This window comes from Mycoplana dimorpha (assembly GCF_003046475.1).
GTDB lineage: Bacteria > Pseudomonadota > Alphaproteobacteria > Rhizobiales > Rhizobiaceae > Mycoplana > Mycoplana dimorpha.
In genome coordinates this window covers 662,859-683,411 of the sequence record NZ_PZZZ01000002.1, presented here as the reverse complement: position 1 = coordinate 683,411, position 20,553 = coordinate 662,859, and the positions used below count along the sequence as shown (strand labels likewise).

Genomic DNA, 20,553 nt, shown 5'->3' with positions numbered 1-20,553 from the left:
ATCACGACCTCTTCAGCTTGGGGTCGAGGGCATCGCGCAGGCCGTCACCCATCAGGTTGATGGCAAGCACGGTGATGAGGATGGCAAGGCCGGGGAAGGTCACGACCCACCAGGCGCGCTGGATGAACTCGCGTGCTTCTGCCAGCATCGTACCCCACTCCGGCGTCGGCGGCTGAGCGCCCATGCCAAGGAAGCCGAGAGCTGCTGCGTCGAGGATTGCCGCCGAAAAGGCCAGCGTCGCCTGAACGATCAGCGGCGCCAGGCAGTTCGGCAGGATCGTCTTGAACATCAGCCGCAGCGTGCCTGCGCCGGCGACCTGCGAACCGATCACATATTCCTTGGTGCGCTCGGTCATCACCGAGGCGCGTGTCAGGCGCACGAAATGCGGCTGGTTGACGAGCGAGATCGCGATCATGGCATTCAGCAGGCCCGGCCCCAGCACGGCCACCAGCACAAGTGCGAGCAGCAGCGACGGGAATGCCAGGATGATGTCCATGACGCGCATGATGACGGTGTCGACCTTGCCGCGGAAATAGCCGGCGACGAGGCCTATCAGCACGCCGGATATCACCGACAGCGTCACGACGACAAGGCCGATGAAGAGCGAGAAACGCGCCCCGTAGATCAGCCGCGAGAGGATGTCGCGACCGACGGCATCCGTGCCGAGAACGAAACTCCAGTTACCGCCTTGCTGAAAGGCCGGCGGCAACAGCAGCAGTTCGCGGTTCTGCTGGCTGGGACTATGCGGCGCAACGAACGGTGCGAAAACTGCCACGACAAGAATGACGAGGAAGATCACAAGGCCGATCACCGCGCCCTTGTTGCGGGAGAAATAGAACCAGAATTCCGACAGGGCCGACGGGTGGGTCGTAGCCTTGGCCTTCACGACGGCTTCGGCAGGCTTGCTTTCGATTGCAGTCATTTTGCCACCTCCTAGTGCCGGATTCGCGGGTTGACGAGCCCGTAGGTGAGGTCGACGACAAGATTGACCAGCATGATGATACCGGCGATGAGCATCAGTCCGCCCTGCACCACGGCATAGTCACGCTTGAACACGGAATCGACCATCCATTTCCCGATGCCGGGCCAGGAGAAGATCGTCTCGGTCAGGATCGCGCCGGCGAGCAGCACGCCGACCTGCAGGCCGATGGTGGTGATCACCGGTATCATGGCGTTGCGAAGGGCGTGTATGCCGACGATGCGGAACGGCGACAGGCCCTTGGAGCGGGCGGTCCGGACATAGTCCTCGCCCAAGACTTCGAGCATGGCCGAGCGGGTCTGCCGGGCGATGACGGCGAGCGGAATCGTCGCAAGCACGATCGTCGGCAGGATCAGGTAGGTCAACGCCGACTTGAAGGCGCCCGCTTGCCCCGACAACAGACTGTCGATCAGCATGAAGCCGGTGACGGGCGGGAAGAAGTACATCAGCGAGATGCGGCCCGAGACGGGCGTCCAGCCGAGATAGCCGGAGAAGAAGATGATAAGCAGCAGCCCCCACCAGAAGATCGGCATGGAGTAGCCGACGAGCGCGGCGCCCATAACGGTCTGGTCGAGCCAGGAGCCGCGCTTGACCGCGGCCAGAACACCGGCCGGAATGCCAAGACAGATCGCAAGGATGATCGCACAGAGCGACAGCTCGAGCGTGGCCGGGAAAAGCTGCATGAAGTCGACCAGTACCGGTCGCTTGGTGACGATCGAGCTGCCGAAATCGCCGGTCACCAACCCACCCAAATAATCGAAATACTGGATGTAGAGCGGTCGGTCGAGGCCGAGCTGGTGCATCAGCTCGGCATGGCGTTCGGGCGACATCACGCGCTCGCCGGACATCAACATGACCGGATCGCCGGGAAGAAGCCGGATGAAGGAGAAGGCGATGATCGATACCCCGACAAAAGTCGGTATCAGGACGGCCAGCCGTCCGAGTATGAAACGTAGCATGGGAGCCAAATCCCTGTTGGAAAAACCGGCGGCCCGAATGTCTTCGAGCCGCCGGCCACGCACGCTCTTTGGTGGCGTGCTGTTCAGATTGTCAGTTTACTCGGCGATGTCGACACCGTCAAAGCGGTGAATGCCGAGCGGATCCATCATGAAGCCCGAGACCTTCTTGCTCATCGGCATCACGACGAGGGAGTGGTCGAGGGTGTTCCAGGGCGCTTCCCGCTTGAAGATCACCTGGGCTTCCTCGTAGTACTTCGTGCGCTCTGCGACGTCGGCCGTAACCTTGGCCTTCGTCATCAGGTCGTCGAACTCCTTGTTGCACCACTGCGCGCGGTTGTTGCCGCCGACAGCGTCACAGCCGAGCAGCGTGTGCATGAAGTTGTCGGGATCGCCGTTGTCGCCGGTCCAGCCGAGGATGACCGCGCCGTCGCGATCCTTGTCGGAGGAGCGCTTCAGGTATTCGGCCCATTCGAACGAGACGATCTCGGCCTGCACACCGACCTTCGCCAGGTCGGCCTGCATCAGCTCGGCGGCGCGGCGCGCGTTGAGCATGTAGGGACGCGAGACCGGCATGGCCCAGATCTTCATCTTCAGGTCGGAGACGCCGGCATCGGAAAGCATCTTCTTGGCGGCTTCGGGATCGTACTTGTCGTCCTCGACAGCGTCGTTGTACGACCACATGGTCGGCGGGATCGGGTTCTTGGCGACCGTCGCGGCACCCTGGAAGACGGCATCGACGATGGCCTGCTTGTTGACTGCCATGTTGAGCGCCTTGCGCACTTCCACCTTGTCGAACGGAGCGACCAGGGTGTTGTAGGCGAGGTAGGCGACGTTCAGGCCTTCCTGCTCCATCACCGTCAGGTTCGGATCGGCCTTCAGGCCTTCCACGTCAGCGGCGTTCGGATAAGGCATGATGTGGCATTCGCCGGCCTTCAGCTTCTGCGCGCGAACCGCAGCGTCGGTGGTGATCGCGAACACGAGGTCGTCGATCTTCTCCTTGCCGGCGTAGTAGTCCGGGTTGGCCTTGTAGCGGATCGCAGCGTCCGGCTGGTAGGCGACGAAGGTGAAGGGACCCGTGCCCACCGGCTGCTGGTTCATCAGCTCCATCTTGCCGTCGGCTTCGAGCTTGTCGGCGTATTCCTTCGACAGGATCGACGCGAAGTCCATGCCGAGGTTGGCAAGGAACGGTGCCTCCGGGCGGTTCAGCGTGAACTTGACGGTGAGATCGTCAACCTTCTCGATCGACTTGATCAGTTCCGGCAGGCCCATGCCGGCGAAGTATTCCCAGGACGCGCCTGCGACATACTTGTTCCACTTGTTGTCTTCCTTGTACTGCCGCTCGAACGAGAAGATCACGTCGTCGGCGTTCAGGTCGCGGGTCGGAGTGAAGAAGTCGGTGGTCTGGAACTTGACACCGGGGCGCAGCTTGAAGGTGTAAACCGTGCCGTCGTCGGAGACTTCCCAGCTCTCGGCCAGACCGGGCTCGATTTCGGTACCGCCGTGCTTGAACTCGACCAGGCGGCTGTAGACGGTGCGCGAGGAGGCGTCGAAAGTGGTGCCGGCGGTGTACATGCCGGGGTCGAAGCCTTCCGGCGAGCCTTCCGAGCAATAAACGAGCGTCTTCGACCAGGCGGCCGAACCCATCACGGAGGCGAGCGCGGTCGCCGCAAGGAGAGTAGTCAGCTTTTTCATAGCGTGCTTCCCAGGTTTGTTTCTTGTTCTCTCGCAGTCGGGGGCGCGGGTGCATTCAGGGCCCCGGCCTTGCGCGGATGGAACGATATTTGCCGCGGGAATGCAATAACTCCGCGAATAATTTTATCCGTATGTAAAACAGCAGAGAAAAACATGCTCAAAAGCCTGTTTCCCCGCTGTTTTTCCGGCCTCGGCCCCGGCTGGAGCGACGCAAGTTTTTGTGGAAAGCACCGCCCCCGAAAAGGCCTTGGGCAAGTCGCCCCGGCCACATGGTCCGGTCCCGTGCAGCGGATCGTCGGGTCAGGCCGCCGGCTGGCGCTGGACATCCTCCAGCCCGAGAAGGAAACTTATCTGCGGACGCGCCTTGACCAGGTCGTCGATCGTATACTGCTGCAGCACTTCGAAGAAGGCGTTGAGTGCCTTGCGAAGCGCCGTGTTCAGGCCGCAACTATCGACCAGCGGACACTCGATCTCTCCCGCCTCGAAGCACTCCGCCATGGCAAAGGAATCCTCCGTCACCCGCACGACGTCGAACAGGCTGATTTCGGCCGCCGGCTTCGGCAGGCGAACCCCGCCGTTGCGCCCCCGCACCGTCTCGACCAGACCGGCGCGCGTCAGCGGCTGCAGAATCTTGAACAGAAACAGTTCCGAAACCCCATAGGCCTTGGCGATCTCGGGAACCCGGCTCAGCCGGTCGCCATTTGCGGCACAGTACATCAACAGCCTAACGGCATAGTTCGTCTGTTTCGTCAGGCGCATTTCCGGCTCCGATTCCGTTCTCTGTGCCCTACATATAGGACGTCTCGTAGTTTGGAACAATTCCAGAAAACCGGAAAGTAAAAATCATGTTATAAGCGTCTCGGGTGGTTGACTGGGAAAAATGCCGGGTTAAAGGTGACTTTGCCAGTTAAGATTAAGAGGAAACACTCCCTTGGCCCAGTTCACAAAGTTCGCACTCGCACTGTCCGTCGCAGCCATCGCAGCCGGCCCGGCGCTCGCCGAAGGCGAGGTCAACATCTATTCGTACCGCCAGCTCGATCTCATTCAGCCGCTGCTGGATCGCTTCAAGGCGGAAACCGGGATCACGACCAACGTGCTGTTTCTCGACAAGGGTCTGGTCGAGCGCATCAAGGCTGAGGGCGAAAACTCCCCGGCCGACGTGATCCTCACCGTGGACATCAGCCGTCTCACCGAAGCCAAGGAAGCCGGCATCACGCAACCGATCAAGAGCGCCGTCATCGACAGCGACATCCCGGCCCAGTATCGCGACCCGGATGGCGCCTGGGTCGGGCTGACCACGCGCGGCCGCGTCGTCTACGCCTCGAAAGATCGCGTAGCGCAGGACGCGATCACCTACGAGGAACTGGCGGATCCCAAGTGGAAAGGCAAGATCTGCAGCCGCGACGGCCAGCATTCCTACAACATCGGCCTATTCGCCTCGATGATCGCCCATCATGGCGAGGCCGAGACCGAGAAGTGGCTGACGGGCCTGAAGAACAACCTCGCCCGCAAGCCCGACGGCAGCGACCGCGACCAGGCCAAGGCGATCTACTCGGGCGAGTGCGACCTCGCGCTCGGCAACTCCTATTACGTCGGCCTGATGATGACCAACGAGAAGGAGCCGGAGCAGAAGGAGTGGGCGAACGCCATCAAGGTGCTGCTCCCGAACGCCAATGACCGCGGCACGCACGTCAACATCTCCGGCGTGGCGATGGCCAAGTATGCACCCCACAAGGAAAACGCCCAGAAGCTGATCGACTTCCTCGCTTCCGGCGAAGCCCAGCAGATCTATGCCGAGCAGGTGTTCGAATATCCGGTGATGCCCGGCAAGGAGCCGTCCGACATCGTCAAGTCGTTCGGCACGCTCAAGGCCGACACGCTCCCGCTCACCGACATCGCCGCCAACCGCAAGAAGGCCTCCGAGCTGGTCGACAAGGTCGGCTTCAACGACGGCCCGGAGATGTAAGCGCTTCGGAACAGCAATCAGAAACGGCGGCCACTTGGCCGCCGTTTTCGTTTGGGTTGACCGAAAATCCGCGCCACCGTGGAGCACGGCAGGCCGTCACCATTATTCGTGCATTTGCACCATACCCGGATGTCAACCGGAGGCTCGCATCAAGCGGCGCGGCAGGGGACACCTTGCGCGCCAAGATGCCGGCCTTGAAAAGGCAATGGGCCCCTTGCGGGGCCCATCCAGGAGGCGATTGTCGCCTTACTTCATCGTCGGGATGACGAATTCGGCACCGTCCTTGATGCCCGACGGCCAGCGGCTGGTGACCGTCTTGGTGCGGGTCCAGAACTTGATCGAGTCCGTGCCGTGCTGGTTCAGGTCGCCGAAGGACGAGGCCTTCCAGCCGCCGAAGGAGTGGTAGGCGAGCGGAACCGGGATCGGAACGTTGACGCCGACCATGCCGATGTTGATGCGCGAGGTGAAGTCGCGGGCGGCGTCGCCGTCGCGGGTGTAGATCGCAACACCGTTGCCGTATTCGTGCTTCATCGGTAGCGAAAGGGCTTCTTCGTAGTTCTTCGCGCGGACGACGGACAGGACCGGCCCGAAAATCTCGGTCTTGTAGATGTCCATTTCCGGGGTGACGTGGTCGAACAGGCAGCCGCCGACGAAGTAACCGTCCTCGTAGCCCTGCAGCTTGAAGTTCCGACCGTCGACCAGCAGCTTGGCGCCCTGCTCGACGCCGCTGTCGACCAGGCTCTTGATGCGGGCCTGAGCCTCCTTGGTGACGACCGGGCCGAGATCGGCCTTCTCGTCGGAATACGGGCCGATGCGCAGGCTCTCGACCATCGGAACCAGCTTGTCGATCAGGCGGTTGGCGGTTTCCTCACCAACAGGGACGGCGACCGAGATCGCCATGCAGCGCTCGCCGGCCGAGCCGTAGCCGGCGCCGATCAGGGCGTTGGCGGCCTGGTCGAGGTCGGCATCGGGCATGATGATCATGTGGTTCTTGGCGCCGCCGAAGCACTGGGCGCGCTTGCCGTTCATCGCCGCCGTTCCGTAGACGTAACGGGCGATCGGCGTGGAGCCGACGAAGGAAACGGCACCAATGTCCGGATGCGTCAGGATCGCGTCGACCGCGCCCTTGTCACCGTTGACGACGTTGAGGATGCCCGCCGGCAGGCCGGCCTCGATCATCAGTTCGGCCAGGCGCATTGGCACGGACGGATCGCGCTCGGAGGGCTTGAGGATGAAGGCGTTGCCGCAGGCGATCGCCGGCGCGAACATCCACATCGGGATCATGCCGGGGAAGTTGAACGGGGTGATGCCCGCACCGATGCCGACCGGCTGGCGGATCGAATACATGTCGATGTTGGGGCCGGCGCCTTCGGTGAACTCGCTCTTGGAGAGGTGCGGAATGCCGATGACGAACTCGCAGACCTCGAGGCCGCGGACGATATCGCCCTTGGAGTCCTCGATCGTCTTGCCGTGCTCCTTCGAGAGCATCTCGGCGAGCTCGTTCATGTTGTCGTTCAGGAGCTGGACGAACTTCATGAACACGCGGGCGCGGCGCTGCGGGTTGGTCGCAGCCCAGGCCGGCTGGGCGGCCTTGGCGACCTCGACGGCGGCGGCGAGCTCGGCTTCGCTTGCCAGCGCCACCTTGGCCTGAACCTCGCCGGTGGCCGGATTGTAGACGTCTGCCGTGCGGCCGCTCTTGCCGGCTACGTGCTTGCCGCCGATGAAATGTCCGATCTCACGCATGGGATATCCTCCAGATGTTGTGGAGAGCATGATCGCACTACAATTTGCTCAACTCAATCGCTTCCGGTAAGCAACCGTTGTGCAGAAATTGTAGTCCTGATCGGTACCGAAGGCGAAGGAATGAACTGGGACGACGTTCGAATGTTTCTGGCGGTGGCGCGAACCGGACAATTGCTCGCGGCCTCGCGCCGGCTCGGCGTCAACCACGCCACGCTCAGCCGTCGCATCACCGCCCTGGAACAGGAGATGAAGACGCGCCTTTTGGTGCGGCGTACCAACGGCTGCGACCTGACGGCCGAGGGCGAGGTTTTTCTCCATGCCGCAGAGCGGATGGAGACGGAGATGCTGGCCGCGCAGGCAAAGATCGGCCGCATCGATGCGGCGGTCGCCGGCACGGTGCGGATCGGCGCGCCGGACGGGTTCGGCGTCTCCTTCCTTGCCCCCCGGCTCGGACCCCTGACGGCGCGCCATCCCGAACTGAAGATCCAACTCGTGCCCGTGCCGCGCTCCTTCTCGCTTTCCCAGCGCGAGGCCGACATCGCCATCACGCTGGAGCGCCCCGAACAGGGCCGGCTGGTTTCCTCCAAGCTGACCGACTACACGCTCGGCCTCTATGCCAGCCGTTCCTACATCGCGGCGCACGGCGAGCCTGCGGACGTCGAAGCCCTGAAGCACCACCGGCGCATCGGCTACGTGGAGGACCTGATCTTCACCGCCTCGCTCGACTTCACCGGCGAGGTGATGCGCAGCTGGAACGCATCCTTCGAGATTTCCAGCGCCACGGGGCAGACGGAGGCCGTCCGCTCTGGCGCCGGCATCGGCATCCTGCACAACTACATCGCCCGGCTCGACCCGGAACTGGTGCGCATCCTGCCGGAAACAACGATCCGCCGCGCCTACTGGACCACCTATCACGAAAGCGCCCGTGACCTCGCCCGCGTCCGCACCGTCACGGCCTTCGTACAGGAACTGGTGGCGCAGGAGCAGCGCATTTTCCTCTGAACGGCGGGTGACGGCATGACCAGCGCAGCCCGGAAAATCTTCGTGCAGCGTCGTCGGTCGCGGCCTCCGTCACGATTTTCGGGAAGGGTTCGGCGGCTGAACGGCAGGCCTCCTGCCGGACCGCATGACCGGGCCGCGCCAGCGCTCCTGGCGTCAAATCCGTCACCTCGACTGGAGATTGCGCGCGATCTGCACCAGTGCGGCGTCACTGGCATCCGCCCTGTTCGCGGTTCTTCCGGCCTTCAGCCAGGAATTGCTCATGACGCTTAGAATCTGTTCGTCGGACTGGACCACCCCCGCCGCGTCGAAGTCCTTCCGAATCTTGGCAAGCACGTCATTGCGCTCCGCTTCGAGCGCAGCTTTGGCGAGGTCGTTCGAATAGGCCGTAGCGCTTTCACCGACGAGGCCCAGTTTTTCCGCCGCCCACATGCCGACCAGTCTGTTGCGCCGTACCATTCTCAGGATATCCGCATGGGGGCTCGTCATTGGGGTTGTCCATTGCGCGCCTGCTCGGAACAGTTCCGGCAACGCGCCGTGAGCCACATGAAGTCAGCAGCCGGCCACCGCGCCTATTGCGGCAGCGGCCCGCCCGCCTGCCCCTGCACGGCGTAGTCGGCGAGCCATGCCAGTCCCCAGCGCGCTGGCCCGTCCGCTTCTCATGCGCGCCATCCCCGCACTCGGCAATATAGCACGTTGGCCTGCGGGAGCGCACTCCGGCCGTCGCGCGCCACGTGCTGCCTCGTTGGCCGCATTGTAGGCCGGTTGGCGGCCCTGAAGCGAAATAACGCTCGAATCAATCGGGCCCGCACCCTGTCTTCGAAAGGATGCGGGCCCGGTCATTTACAGCGCCGTCGGCTGCTCAGAGAGTTGCGCCGACCTTGCGAAGATCCGCCAGGATCGGTGCCTTCGGCAGCCAGATCTTGTCGTAGTCGGCGATGATCTTCTCCGCGTCGGCAACCTGCACGTCCTTGATCGGAATCGGGGCCGCGGCGAACTGTTCCAGCAGCTTCGGCTCGTTCTCGACGGTCGCGTCGATCTGGGCATCAAGCGCCGTCTTCGTCGCCTTGCTGATCAACTCGCGGTCGGCTTCCGGCAGGGTCTTCCAGACGCGACCGGAGGCAAGCGCGACGACGGGCATGAAGATGGCGTTCATCTTCAGCATGGTTTTGGCGACCTTATCGAAACGCTGGTTCCACGACAGGTCGAGGTCGGCCTCGAGCCCGTCCACCTGACCGTTTGACATGGCGTCGAATACCTGCGGGGTCGGGATCGGGGTCGGGGCTGCGCCCAGCAGCTGGTAGAAGTCGCGGTAGGCGGGCGTCGTATTGATGCGCAGCTTCATGCCGTTGAGATCTTCGAGGCCGTTGATCTCCTTGGCCGAGAAGACGACGCGCATGGTGGTGATGCCCCAGGCAAGCCCGATCGTGCCGGTTTCCGCCGGCAGGACTTCCAGCAGCTTCATGGCGATCGGATCGCGGACGAGCTTGGCGACCTTGGCGGTGGAATCGACAACCCAGGGGGCGTTGATTGCGGCGACCGAAGGGATGCGCGAGCCGAGTTCCGCCGTCATGATCCAGCCGAGGTCGAGGGCGCCGCTCTGCATCTGCTGCATCATCGCCGCTTCGTTGCCCAGCTGGTTGGCCGGGAAGACCTCGATCGACAGCCGGCCGTTGGTTTCGGCCTTCAGCGCCTCGCCGACCTTGAGGGCGGCATTGTTCCAGGGATGGCCCGGAGGCGTGGTGATGCCGAGGCGGAGGATGCGCGCTTCCTGGGCGCGCAGGACCGACGGCGCGCCCAGCGTGAAGGCGGCGGCGCCGAGGGCGGAATTGCGGATCAATGTTCTGCGTGTAAGCGTCATATCAACTTCCTCTGGTTGGATCGCTTGGTTATCGGATCATGAAGGTCGAGAGCGCCGGGAAGATCGAGAGCAGGACGAGCACCAGGCAGGACACGAAGAAAAACGGCAGCGTCACGATGAACATCTTGCCGGGCTTGGCGCCCGTCACGGCTGCGGCGACGAAGAAGCACAGGCCGACCGGCGGCGACAGGAAGCCGAGCACGAGGTTGATGACCACGACGACGCCGAAATGGATCGGGTCGATGCCATAGACCTCGGTGGCGATCGGCAGCAGGATCGGAACCGTCATGATCAGACCGGGCGCGCCGTCGATGACGGTACCGATGACCAGCAGGATGACATTGACCAGCAGCATGAAGGTGATCGGATCGGAGGCAATGGCCTGGACCCAGCCGGCAACCTGCTGCGGCACCATGCCGTAGACGAGCACCCAGGAGAACACGCCGGCCGCTGCGACGAGGAACAGCACGACAGCGGAGTAAATGCCGGCACGCAGCAACATGGTCGGAAGCTGCGAGAGCTGCAGTTCGCCGATCCAGAAACGTCCAACCAGAATGGCTGCGACGGCGCCGACCGCGGCCGCCTCCGTGGGATTGGCGAGCCCGCTCAGGATGGAACCGACGATGATCACCGGGATCAGCAGCGTCGGCAGCGCATTGAGAACCGTGCGGGCGCGTTCGCGCAAGGTTGCCCGTTCGCCACGCGGATAATTGTAGAAAAAGCCCATCAACGCGATGATCAAGCAGAACGCGATCGTTAGCAGGACGCCCGGCACGATGCCGGCTGCCAGCATGTCGCCGACCGGCACCTGGGCGAGAACACTATAGACCACGAACATGATGGATGGCGGAATGATCGGGCCGAGCATGCCAGCATAGGCCGTCAGGCCGGCGGCAAAGGTCTTGTCGTAGCCCTTTTTCTCCATTTCAGGCACCATCATCTGTGCCATGACGGCGACCTGCGCGGTGGCCGAGCCGAGGATCGAGGCCACGAACATGTTCGCGATCAGGTTCACATAGGCAAGACCGCCCTTCATGGCGCCGATGAACGCCATTGTCATCTCGATGATGCGCTTGGTGATGCCGCCGCCGTTCATGATCTCGCCGATCAGCACGAAGAGCGGAATGGCGATGAGCCCGTAGCTGTCGACGCCGCCGAAGAGCTGCGTCGGAAAGCTCTGGAAAAGCAGGGGATTGCCAGAGGCGAAAATGTAGACCACGCTGACCAGGCAGAGGCAGATGCCGATCGGAACGCCGATCAGCATGAACACCAGAAATGCTGCGCCCGTAACCATCAGTTGATCCCCTCGGCAGTCTTGAATTCGGGATGGGTGCGGCGCTCGGACCAGCCGAGATCCTCCACCAGGTTGGCAAGGCCATGCAGCGTCATGGTGATCGCAAAGAGGGGAATCACGAGATTGACGGCCCAGGTGGGCCAGTTCAGCGTCTGCGTGCGCTCGGTGTAGATGAAGTTGAAGCTCTCGGCGGCATAAGCCTTGGCATCGAAGCCGGCCCTCACGATGCCGACCGGATCGAGCCAAACGTAGCACATCGCCGCAAGAGCGATCGCAAATGCCATGACCATCAGCGTCGACAGGATCTGCATGACCCGGGCCGCCGGCGGCGAAAGCCGCTCCGTCAGCAAGGTCATCGAAAAGTCCAGACGCAGTCTTGTGAGTGCCGAGCCTCCGATGAACGCCAGCCAGACCATGGCGTATACGGCCGCCTCGTCGACCCAATAGAGCGGCATGCCCGTGTAGCGGGTGACGACGTTCATCAGGATCAGGCCGGTCAACACGGCCATCAGGCCGCCGACGGCGACCTTCTCGACAGCCAGAACACCTTCCGAAATACGCACGACAAAGCGTGTCGCGGGTGCGATTTTTCCGCCTGTGGCGGCCGGATCGGACATGGATATTCCCCCAAATATGGTATAATGTAGATTTTATACATTTTGCGAGTCAACCGATTTTTTTCCTTTTCCCTGTAGGGGATACGCATGGCTTCGACTCTGAAACACCGCACGCTTTCCGGCGCCCTGCTCGAGGAAATCCGGCAGTCTATCCTCTCCGGCCACTATTCTGCCGGCAGCCAGCTGCGACAGGATGCGCTTGCCGAGACTTACGGCGTCAGCCGCATTCCCATCCGCGAGGCGCTGTTTCACCTGGAGGCGGAAGGGCTCGTGCGGATCGTGCCGCAGAAGGGCGCGGTGGTATCGGAACTCTCGCAAGCCGAGATCGACGATGTGTTCGAACTGCGCGCGCTTCTGGAGCCGCGCCTCTTCCGCCGCTCAGCCCCCCTGCTCTCGGCGGCGGATTTCGAACAGCTGGAGCAGATCCAGGCGACCTACGTGGACGTGATCAAGGGCGGGGAAATCAACCAGTACGGCAAGCTGAACGCCCAGCTGCACGTCGCTCTCTACCAGCGTGCCAACCTGCCGCGCACGCAGCAGATCGTCGCGTCGCTTCTGCAGACCAGCGACCGCTACACCCGGGTTCAACTGTCGAGCATCGACGCGATGAACCGGGCCATGGAAGAACACGCCGAACTGATCTGCCTCAGTCGTGCCGGCGAATTCGAGGCAGCGGCAAAGCTTTTGGAAGCCCATCTCGTTGCCGTCAGAACGGACCTGCTGGCCCGGATCAAGCGCCAGAACTGATCGTCGCGCAGGCGGAATCGGCGCGAACGGTGCCGCGCCGGCCGCCAGCATAAAGCCGCAGGCGCTGAGCGGGGACGCGCCCCCCTGACCAGCCTTCGACCACCCTAAGGACATATGCCGAAGTAACGCTTGAGCAACGTCGTCACACCTTGATCGGCGACGCGCCATCTACCAGGTTACTGCCTGTGGTTGCGGGCCGTGAAAGTATGTCTTCTGGGAAATTATCGGGCATAACTACGATTATTTTCCAGACACCGTCGCTGTCAGACCTTCAAGCGAGTTGTAGCAAGCGGTCTCGACCACTGCCGGAGGCTTGCCATTCTACTCCTTCAGGGGACCGTAATGAGCACATGACAGGCTAATGTATTAAGGGCTTTCGAGTGCTGAGCGCCAAATCGGGCTCGACATTAATAACACGCTTGGTATTATTATTTGCCAAACATCATATCGGTTAGTTTCTAGTTAACAGCAAGCGCTGGCTTTTTTTCGGGGGAGGCCGGCATGTATAAAAACCACAGTCAGTGTGTTGATGATCACCCGATATTGTTTCAGGGCCTGGTCAGTATCTTTTCCCAGTTCCACGATTTTGAATCGCCGAGCGGGGCAGCACAGCCACTGATGCGTTAAGGTCTGCGATAGCGCGGCACCTCGACGTAATTGTGCTCAATCTTGCAATCCCCGGCGATGTTTTGAGGTAATCATCTCGCGCGCGTTGCGGATGATCCTGCAGTCGTGTGCTCGGGCGTGGCGCCATCCTGCCCCATAAACGGGGAACCGTCGGTCGGCGCCACTATGACAGCAAAAAACAGGGGCGCGCACAGGTCTCGGCGCGGTTACCGGGATGATTATCAAGTCAAAAGGCACCGGAACAGATCCAAGCCAAGCCGCGGCATCGCAACGGAATCTTGTGGGTCGCCCGGCCCGGCTGATCGGGATGGCCCTCTATCACATGTCGATGATGCCAGCGTGGCTGACCGAACCCCGTGCCGGAAAACAGGCTCCCCAAGGCGATGACAGGCCTGCGGGCCGGCCTGAAGAAGGGATGGGAGCCAGCGATCGGCTGTTTAAATTGCACAACGATCAGGTGGAAGCGGACAAGGAGGTGAGCACTGGCTCGATGCTGCCTGCCAGCTGGACGGGGAGCACAGGTGGGCCGGTATTCGACCTGATCGGCCGAAGCGGACTCTCGCCGCTGACAATGGACACATTCCCGAACTATCTGTTGCCCGAATTGCCCTTGCACGATCCGTCCCTGCCCGCCATGCCGGCGAGCGCGGTCGAGGACAGTATGGTCGATAGCGCTACCGATCCGGGCAGCGATCCCATGCTTGGCGGCAATGACGCTGTCGATGACGAGCCAATCTACCAGCGACAGCGGCAACGACGAGGATGAGGATGAGGAGGCACCGTGCCTTCACCCGACGCTCGACATGAATTGGCAATAATTGCGGATGATCCGCAATGTTCTTGACCCGCTGTCGCGCCGCGCCTTGAGAAGCTGCGATGGCATGGCCGCCTCGAACGCCGGCGAACCATATGGAGTCTGCGTCCATGATTCCTTGCAGCGATGTTCCGGCCTTTCGTGCAGTCGAACTGGCGAAAACTCGCCTATGTGCCGCTCAGGATTGCCGGACTACGCGGATACTCCGGCGAACGAACTGGAGCAAGTCCAACGCTTCGCGTTCGGGGCCTGCAGGCTTGCCGCCTGACAGCCACAAGACGAAGCTTGTCCCGAAATAGGCGATTGCGCCGATTAATATCATGATCGCCAGTTGCAGGGCCTCTGGCCTGCCGGTGAGCATGAGGCCGACGCCCCAGACACAGCCAGCCATAACCAGCGCGGCGACGATCGGACGCCAGCCGGCGAGAAACTGATCCCTCGCCGACACGCCGGTGAGACGCTTCGCCAGGAAGACATACATCAGGATGCCAATCGCGGCGCTGATGCATCGCGCGAACAGAAGCCCAGGCAGCCCGCCCAGGAAGAGGCCGGCGAAAATCAGGGGATAGCGGATGAAGATGAAAACGAGGTCGAGCTGAAACAGCGACCGCGTGCAGCCAAGTCCCATGGCCAAAGGTGTCACCGGCATTTTAAAGGCGCTGATGGCGAAGACCGCGCCCAACACCTGAACCACCAGCGCAGCCGAGGACCACGTCGGGCCAAGCACCATGCTGATGAAGGGCTCGGCAACCAGCGCGAACCCGATTCCTACCGGCAGCGCCGCTGCAACAAGCAGGCCTTGGGATCGAAGGAATGCATGCCGCAGGCGTTCCGGATCGTCCTGAAGCCGTGCAAAGGCTGGGAAGAGCAAGCCTGCGATCGGCGCCGTGGATTCACGCACAGGCAGCGAGGCAAGTCTATCGCCTACGGTGTACTGGCCGAGAGGACCGGCGCCCAGCATGGCGCCAAGCGCAAGCTGGTCGGCGCGCCAGTTGAGCTCATTGAGGCCAGAGCTGAGCGCCACCCACCCGGAGAACGAGAACAGATTTCTCCAGTGAGCAAACGAAAGGCGCGGCAAATAGGGAATCAGGACGTACGACATGATCACACCGACCACCTGCGAGGCGAGCGTGCCAATTACGAGAGCCCAGTAGCTTCGAAGAAGCAGGGCGATGGCGACCGAAACCACCACGCCAGCCACCCTGCTGATCAGGTCGATGAATATCTCCTGGTGAAAGGAAAGACGCCGCCGGAAGTCCACAAGTCGGGGGTTCACGAGACCGCTGATCAGCGCGCCGCCTCCAAGCGCAAAGAATATGCCGATCAGATGATCGTCCTGATAGGCCCAGGCGACGGGATGGCCTGCGCCAACCAGTAGGACGGCGATCACCGCCGCGCGCACCATGTTCAGTGTCCAGGCCGTGTCGTAATGCTCTCGCTGCGGGCTCTTGTGCTGGATGAGGGCCGAACTGAGCGAAAGTTCCGTTATGGCCGAGATGATCGAGAGGACGATGGTCGCGAGGGCCACCAGGCCGAAATCGGCAGGTGACAGCAGTCGAGCCAGCGCCAGCATGCTAACCACGCCGAGAAGATTTGCGACAACGCGTCCGCCGGCGGTCCACATTGCCCCGACACTGAGCTGTTTGCGTACACCTTCCAACGTCGTCTCCTCGCTTGCGCTTGCGCTTGCAATGCTGATGCGGTGTTGCTGGAGGTACCAACGAAAGGTCAGGTACGTCGCAACGCTGACGGCTGGTAGAAGAAACAGCGAAGCCAAAATCACTGGGTTTGGCAAGTCCTCACTGGATCGGTCGCCGCCTCGCTGAAGAACTGAAAAAAAGTTGATCTGATCATCTCACGACCACGTCAGTCGCTTCCTCGACGGCCTCCTAGATCGGGGTGCTCCGGGCGACGGTATACGCGATGTCAAGGGCTTCCTCAGGTGTGTCGGCCCAGTGGACGGTGCTGTAGTGCCGACCTGTGTACTCGTACACAGCGCGGTTCTTGCCGAAGCGATCGGGCAGCAGCACACTATGCTGCGAACGCAGGGCGCAGAGAATGTGTGGGTGCATGCGGTCAGTAACCAATACCTTGCCGGTATCCAGCCTGCGGTTGCCGCTCGCGAGCACGTAGCGCGCAAAGCGATCGTAGCTGCGGGTAATCTGCCTGTTTGCGATCGAACGGAGCGCTGGCGCCAGTTTGCGAAGGCGGGAGAAGAAGCGCCCTGGAAACAGGATCCGCATGCCGGCGGGATCATAGCGCACCCAGTCGAACACTTCGACGCCAGTTGGCGCCAGGCATCCGACGCGCTCCATATCGTCGCGGGCGAGCCAGATGATATCGTGATCAGGCGCGGCGTGCCTTGGCTGCGGCGGGAGGAGCAGCGCGGAATCGTGGACCGCCTCTACTTGGACGTTGCCGGGGAATACACTGCGCGCCGATTCAGCGCTGACCGGGTCCCTGGCCAACAGTACAGCATTGCGATGATTTCCAAAGATCGTGCTCGCCGCGCGGCGGTCCTCGTCGTCGACAAACAGCATGGTCGACGGCAGCGACACGAGGCGATTGTCCGGGCATGCCTCGGCGACGAGGCGCTTGACCTCCGCGTGGCGCGGCCATAGGCGCGAGACCGTGACCCCACCCGAGAAGAGTATCGTGCCGTCCCCGACAGCGCGTTTCATTTCCTTGAGGTCAAGGTTACACCCATGGGCCGTGTAGGCGATCGGCACCCTACGTTCCTTCAGGTAGTCCATGGCGGCCACCCACATCATGTGGTTGCCGACATTGAAGTCGAACGGGAACTGCAGAAGCGCTACCGGCTGGCATGCGGGGATGTGCCGGTCGAGACACTCGCGGATCGCTCGCGCCTGCCGTGCCTTTTGCGCCGCGTCTTTGGCCGACAGTGCTGTACCGGTCATGTGCGCCTACCCTCGATCATGCACTGCGGCGGTTTGCGAATGCGGGAGCCTGTCGTTGCTGGCAGCCTAGCAAGTGACAAGCCTGCGCACCCCCTCTTGGACACTGTCATCGGCACACCGCCCTGGAGGAGCACTTACGGGCGCCCGAGCGAAGCGCCATTCATTGCCGGTCTTGCGTTCTGGATATTTGGCGGCGCGGTCGTCGACGTCCTTGCTGTGTCCAGTGCGGGAGGTGCGTCCCAGAAATGTCTTTCTCGGACGGAAAAGTTCAATGCGTTCGGGTCACAAGCATGTGGCCGGCCGAGCGGTCGAAGCTCAACCCCTCCCGCCCTGCGCGAGAGAAGTAATCGTCTGCTGCCTTTCGGCACCCAGACCAATCCGAATAGGCGCGAAGTGCGACCGCGCCGCCGACGATCAGATGAGGCATAACCCGCTCCAGGCAGGCGCTGACAGGCTCGTACCAATCCACATCGATATTGGCCAACGCGACCGGCTCATCGACTGTAAGCGTGTCTTGCACCTTACCTTTTATCAGTTGGACGTTGTTGGTCTCGAGGGGATAACCGAACCTGGCGAAATTGTTCGTCACCGTCGCCAGCAGGTCATCATCATAGAGATAATATTGCGCGCCTCCAAGGCCGACGGCTTCGCCGGCAGCGATCTCAGCGTACCGAGCCTTCATGTCGTCGCCATCGTGCTCCGAAGGCGGAGGGAGCATCTCGAACACATCATACACGCGCATGGGGCGCTGAGGCGACTTGGCCGAACACATGAGAATTGCTGAACCGCCGCGCGCGCAACCTGCCTCAATGATCAAGGCTCCGCTCGGCGCGGTACGACGCACTACCTCCAGCAATTGATGAAGTTGGTGATCAGTCGTGTATGAAAGGTATTCAGCACGCACCCTTGCCCAAGCCTGTCGAACGGCCTTCGGGTAGGCAGTCCGACGGCTGCGCTCCAAAAGCGCATTGAGGCGACCACGCGCCCCACGCGCAACTCTATGCACTGTTTTCATAACGCCCCCTCTCCCCGCAACAGCACCCACCTCGGCGAAGCCTCAGGACAAAATAAGCCAGGAGGAGGGGGTCTGCGGTCTCACATCCATCTGGGAAAAAAGATTGACCGTCATCTGCTGAGCGCGGCGATCCACGCGGGGCATATTCCTTATCGGAACAGTAACGACGAGCGAAACCAGACGCTTCACCGAGTCCTTTAGTCTTCTCCGCCAACTTCTCGTGAGCCGAGGAGGCTGGAAAGTCCAACTGTCGTCTAAGCCCCATACCCATTGAATTGATCCGGTCGAAAACACTCGCGCCCCACTCTTCGCTTTGTAATAGGCAGCATGGGAGACATTTGGATTTGTGCCGCCCGGCAGTGATGACAGCGTTTTGTTCGCGCGGGTGGAGGATTCCGAAACAATGACGAGTCCGTCGGGCGATGCGTCGTTGTCTAGAACCGCATCCCACTCGTACCCGACCAATCCCTTCAGCCTGTCGCCGTTTCTTAAACCTGTATGGGCGTAGATAGGGTCGGCAGCATTGGAAACGATGAAATCAAAACCCTCATAGACTTTATCTTGTTCGGACACATAGCCCACCCCCAACAATGAATTCTCCGGTCGATTCACCTCCCTGGAGCGAAACAGTGAAGTTGACGCAGCAGGATCCAACTGAGCCAGCGGATCAAGACAGAGGCCGGCTCCGATACCGGACGAATCCTTGTATATGGTAACAACGCGGTTTGACTGCCCACGGCTCGAGCTGTCGTACCGTACCCGCCAATAAGCAGTATTGGCAGAGAAGAAGGCGAGATGAATACCGTTATCGCGGGCCGACTCGACTCGATCACGCTGCTCCATCGACCAATATTCATCATGACCTACCGACAGAAATATTCTCTGCGAAAGAATTTGCAAAGGTCTGCTGTGGACATCCACATTGGTGTAGTACGACAGGTCGTATCCCTGCGACTCCAGCCAGCGGACCATGTTGTACTCCCAAGCGAGCATGTTGTTGCAATTGAAACCATCGGTATTGCTGAAACCGAAATGGGCAGCATCATAGGGGCGGTCAAAGCTTACCTGGTATGCTCTTTTATTGCCGACGCTATTAGCATCATATACACTGAAGCCGCCGAACATGTTATACGCCTGAGCAGTCGTTACTGCATCTTGAAAGCCTATGTCGCTTGGCTGAAAGTCTTTGCGCAGCACAAATGGGACAAGCGACTGTTTGCCGCTTCTGCAGTCAGTTAACTTGATAACATAAAGTCCGCTTGTCCAAGTTGCTGATGTTTTCAGTTCGTGCGATACGTCCCACAGGCATTCGATCAAGCGCGTGGCAGGATTGGTCATGGTGGGGCTTGACTGAGTTAATCCGTCCAGACCGGGCGCGCTGGATATAAGTCGACCGCCCGCACCGCCGTAGTAGCCAAGGCGATAGACGTCGAGGTCATATTTTCCAGCGGAAGACAAAGAAACCTTCAGATTCAAGGTTTCGCCTGCGTTAATGCTTGTCGCATCCGCAAAGGCCTCGATCTCGTGGTTCATCGCCGGATTGGTAATCTTCCAATCAGTTGTGCCATCGTTTTGATTTTCGATTACAATTGGGTTCTGAGAAGCCACGCTGACGGCCGTACTGACGAAGTTGTCAGGGCCCTCGGCGACCGACAAAACTGCAACAGCTCGGATTTCGGCGCCAACAAGACCCGATGGTATTCTGATGCGAGCACTCGTCTCTCCGGCAATATTCGTCCATGCCCCGTAAACTTTTTTCTGCCAACTATAAGACGCCTCGCCCTCAAGACTTTTGCCGTTTTGATTGAAAACACTTGCCGTCAGCGTGTTTCCAACAGTGGCGCTCCCCTTGACTATAACGCAGTAATCATCGGTACGTAACGTATGTGTCTTTTGCCCTCTACTTTTGACGCTGCCCTCCATTTCCCCCTCCCTGCCCCGCATTTGCCAGTCGTAATTACTCATTCCCCATGCCGTGAAATCTTCTGGCGACAGAACGAAACTGGCGTCCTGCAAGACCTATCAAATTTATAAACTCCTCTGTACGCTTCCCTCAACGGCCAATTGGCCCTGCTTAAACCGCTTTTCGGCTACGTAGCAGAGGCTATCACTGCCCGTTTGATGGCATCGGCGCGGCCGGTCATCCTCCAATTGGGGGCTGCTGATTCACTCTTGCCGCGAGCAAGCCGCCGTCCCTCTAAGGTCGGTCATGATACAGGCTATTGTCAGTTGTAAGCGCCAACGTTTCCCCGCCTGCTGTGATCGTCCATGGGGTCTGCCTCTACTCCGATTCCGCTAGGCCGGCGTTTGATCAAAGAAGAT

Annotated in this window: 17 protein-coding genes; 4 read left to right on the top strand and 13 right to left on the bottom strand. The window is 61.0% G+C overall.

What is annotated here, in order from left to right; genetic code table 11:
• Nucleotide 1: 1 nt before the first annotated feature.
• From C7449_RS06845 to rirA, 4 genes are all read right to left on the bottom strand, one after another.
• A complete protein-coding gene (locus tag C7449_RS06845; RefSeq protein WP_108002014.1) occupies nt 2-922 on the bottom strand; it encodes an ABC transporter permease subunit in 921 nt (306 codons plus the stop codon).
• 11 nt (nt 923-933) lie between these two features.
• The gene (locus tag C7449_RS06840; protein ID WP_108002013.1) at nt 934-1,938 is read right to left on the bottom strand and encodes an ABC transporter permease subunit; all 1,005 of its coding nucleotides are present in this window, start codon (nt 1,936-1,938) and stop codon (nt 934-936) included.
• 96 nt (nt 1,939-2,034) lie between these two features.
• Nucleotides 2,035-3,630 (bottom strand): ABC transporter substrate-binding protein, encoded by a 1,596-nt coding sequence (locus C7449_RS06835; protein ID WP_108002012.1) that lies wholly within the window; start codon nt 3,628-3,630, stop codon nt 2,035-2,037.
• Nucleotides 3,631-3,930: 300 nt separating this feature from the next.
• A complete protein-coding gene (gene rirA / locus C7449_RS06830) occupies nt 3,931-4,389 on the bottom strand; it encodes an iron-responsive transcriptional regulator RirA (RefSeq protein WP_108002011.1) in 459 nt (152 codons plus the stop codon).
• A 172-nt stretch (nt 4,390-4,561) separates the two neighbouring features.
• On the opposite strand from rirA, the gene C7449_RS06825 reads away from it, so the two are divergent.
• Entirely contained in the window at nt 4,562-5,596 is a 1,035-nt protein-coding gene (locus C7449_RS06825) for a Fe(3+) ABC transporter substrate-binding protein (RefSeq protein WP_108002010.1), read from the top strand.
• Between the two features lie 246 nt (nt 5,597-5,842).
• Here C7449_RS06825 and C7449_RS06820 read toward each other — a convergent pair whose 3' ends face one another.
• Complete coding sequence (locus C7449_RS06820) at nt 5,843-7,339, bottom strand: CoA-acylating methylmalonate-semialdehyde dehydrogenase (protein ID WP_108002009.1); 1,497 nt, start codon at nt 7,337-7,339, stop codon at nt 5,843-5,845.
• Nucleotides 7,340-7,459: 120 nt separating this feature from the next.
• Between C7449_RS06820 and C7449_RS06815 the strand changes: the two genes are divergently transcribed.
• On the top strand, nt 7,460-8,341 hold the full coding sequence (locus C7449_RS06815; RefSeq protein ID WP_108002008.1) for a LysR family transcriptional regulator: 882 nt from the start codon (nt 7,460-7,462) through the stop codon (nt 8,339-8,341).
• Nucleotides 8,342-8,503: 162 nt separating this feature from the next.
• On the opposite strand, the gene C7449_RS06810 is transcribed toward C7449_RS06815, so the two are convergent.
• The 4 genes from C7449_RS06810 to C7449_RS06795 form a co-directional block, all read right to left on the bottom strand.
• On the bottom strand, nt 8,504-8,827 hold the full coding sequence (locus C7449_RS06810) for an ATPase inhibitor subunit zeta (RefSeq protein ID WP_245414298.1): 324 nt from the start codon (nt 8,825-8,827) through the stop codon (nt 8,504-8,506).
• Nucleotides 8,828-9,200: 373 nt separating this feature from the next.
• Nucleotides 9,201-10,199 (bottom strand): TRAP transporter substrate-binding protein, encoded by a 999-nt coding sequence (locus C7449_RS06805; protein ID WP_108002006.1) that lies wholly within the window; start codon nt 10,197-10,199, stop codon nt 9,201-9,203.
• 28 nt (nt 10,200-10,227) lie between these two features.
• On the bottom strand, nt 10,228-11,493 hold the full coding sequence (locus C7449_RS06800; protein WP_108002005.1) for a TRAP transporter large permease: 1,266 nt from the start codon (nt 11,491-11,493) through the stop codon (nt 10,228-10,230).
• Nucleotides 11,493-12,110 (bottom strand): TRAP transporter small permease, encoded by a 618-nt coding sequence (locus C7449_RS06795; RefSeq protein WP_108002004.1) that lies wholly within the window; start codon nt 12,108-12,110, stop codon nt 11,493-11,495. Before C7449_RS06795 ends, C7449_RS06800 begins: the two co-directional genes overlap by 1 nt.
• An 87-nt stretch (nt 12,111-12,197) precedes the next feature.
• On the opposite strand from C7449_RS06795, the gene C7449_RS06790 reads away from it, so the two are divergent.
• Together C7449_RS06790 and C7449_RS21545 are read left to right on the top strand one after the other, a co-directional pair.
• Nucleotides 12,198-12,857, top strand: a complete 660-nt coding sequence (locus C7449_RS06790) for a GntR family transcriptional regulator (protein WP_108002003.1) — start codon at nt 12,198-12,200, stop codon at nt 12,855-12,857.
• 841 nt (nt 12,858-13,698) lie between these two features.
• Nucleotides 13,699-14,250 carry a hypothetical protein gene (locus C7449_RS21545; protein WP_146165057.1) on the top strand — a complete coding sequence of 184 codons (552 nt, stop codon included), beginning with the start codon at nt 13,699-13,701 and terminating at the stop codon, nt 14,248-14,250.
• 226 nt (nt 14,251-14,476) lie between these two features.
• Here C7449_RS21545 and C7449_RS06780 read toward each other — a convergent pair whose 3' ends face one another.
• The 4 genes from C7449_RS06780 to C7449_RS21540 all read right to left on the bottom strand — a co-directional run bounded on the left by C7449_RS06780 (nt 14,477) and on the right by C7449_RS21540 (nt 20,154).
• The gene (locus C7449_RS06780) at nt 14,477-15,958 is read right to left on the bottom strand and encodes a lipopolysaccharide biosynthesis protein (RefSeq protein ID WP_146165056.1); all 1,482 of its coding nucleotides are present in this window, start codon (nt 15,956-15,958) and stop codon (nt 14,477-14,479) included.
• Nucleotides 15,959-16,187: 229 nt separating this feature from the next.
• Nucleotides 16,188-17,216, bottom strand: coding sequence for a polysaccharide pyruvyl transferase family protein (locus C7449_RS06775; protein ID WP_108002000.1), 1,029 nt, complete (start codon nt 17,214-17,216; stop codon nt 16,188-16,190).
• A gap of 268 nt (nt 17,217-17,484) precedes the next feature.
• Nucleotides 17,485-18,231 carry a TylF/MycF/NovP-related O-methyltransferase gene (locus tag C7449_RS06770; RefSeq protein WP_108001999.1) on the bottom strand — a complete coding sequence of 249 codons (747 nt, stop codon included), beginning with the start codon at nt 18,229-18,231 and terminating at the stop codon, nt 17,485-17,487.
• Between the two features lie 42 nt (nt 18,232-18,273).
• Complete coding sequence (locus C7449_RS21540; protein ID WP_146165055.1) at nt 18,274-20,154, bottom strand: N,N-dimethylformamidase beta subunit family domain-containing protein; 1,881 nt, start codon at nt 20,152-20,154, stop codon at nt 18,274-18,276.
• Nucleotides 20,155-20,553: the final 399 nt, after the last annotated feature.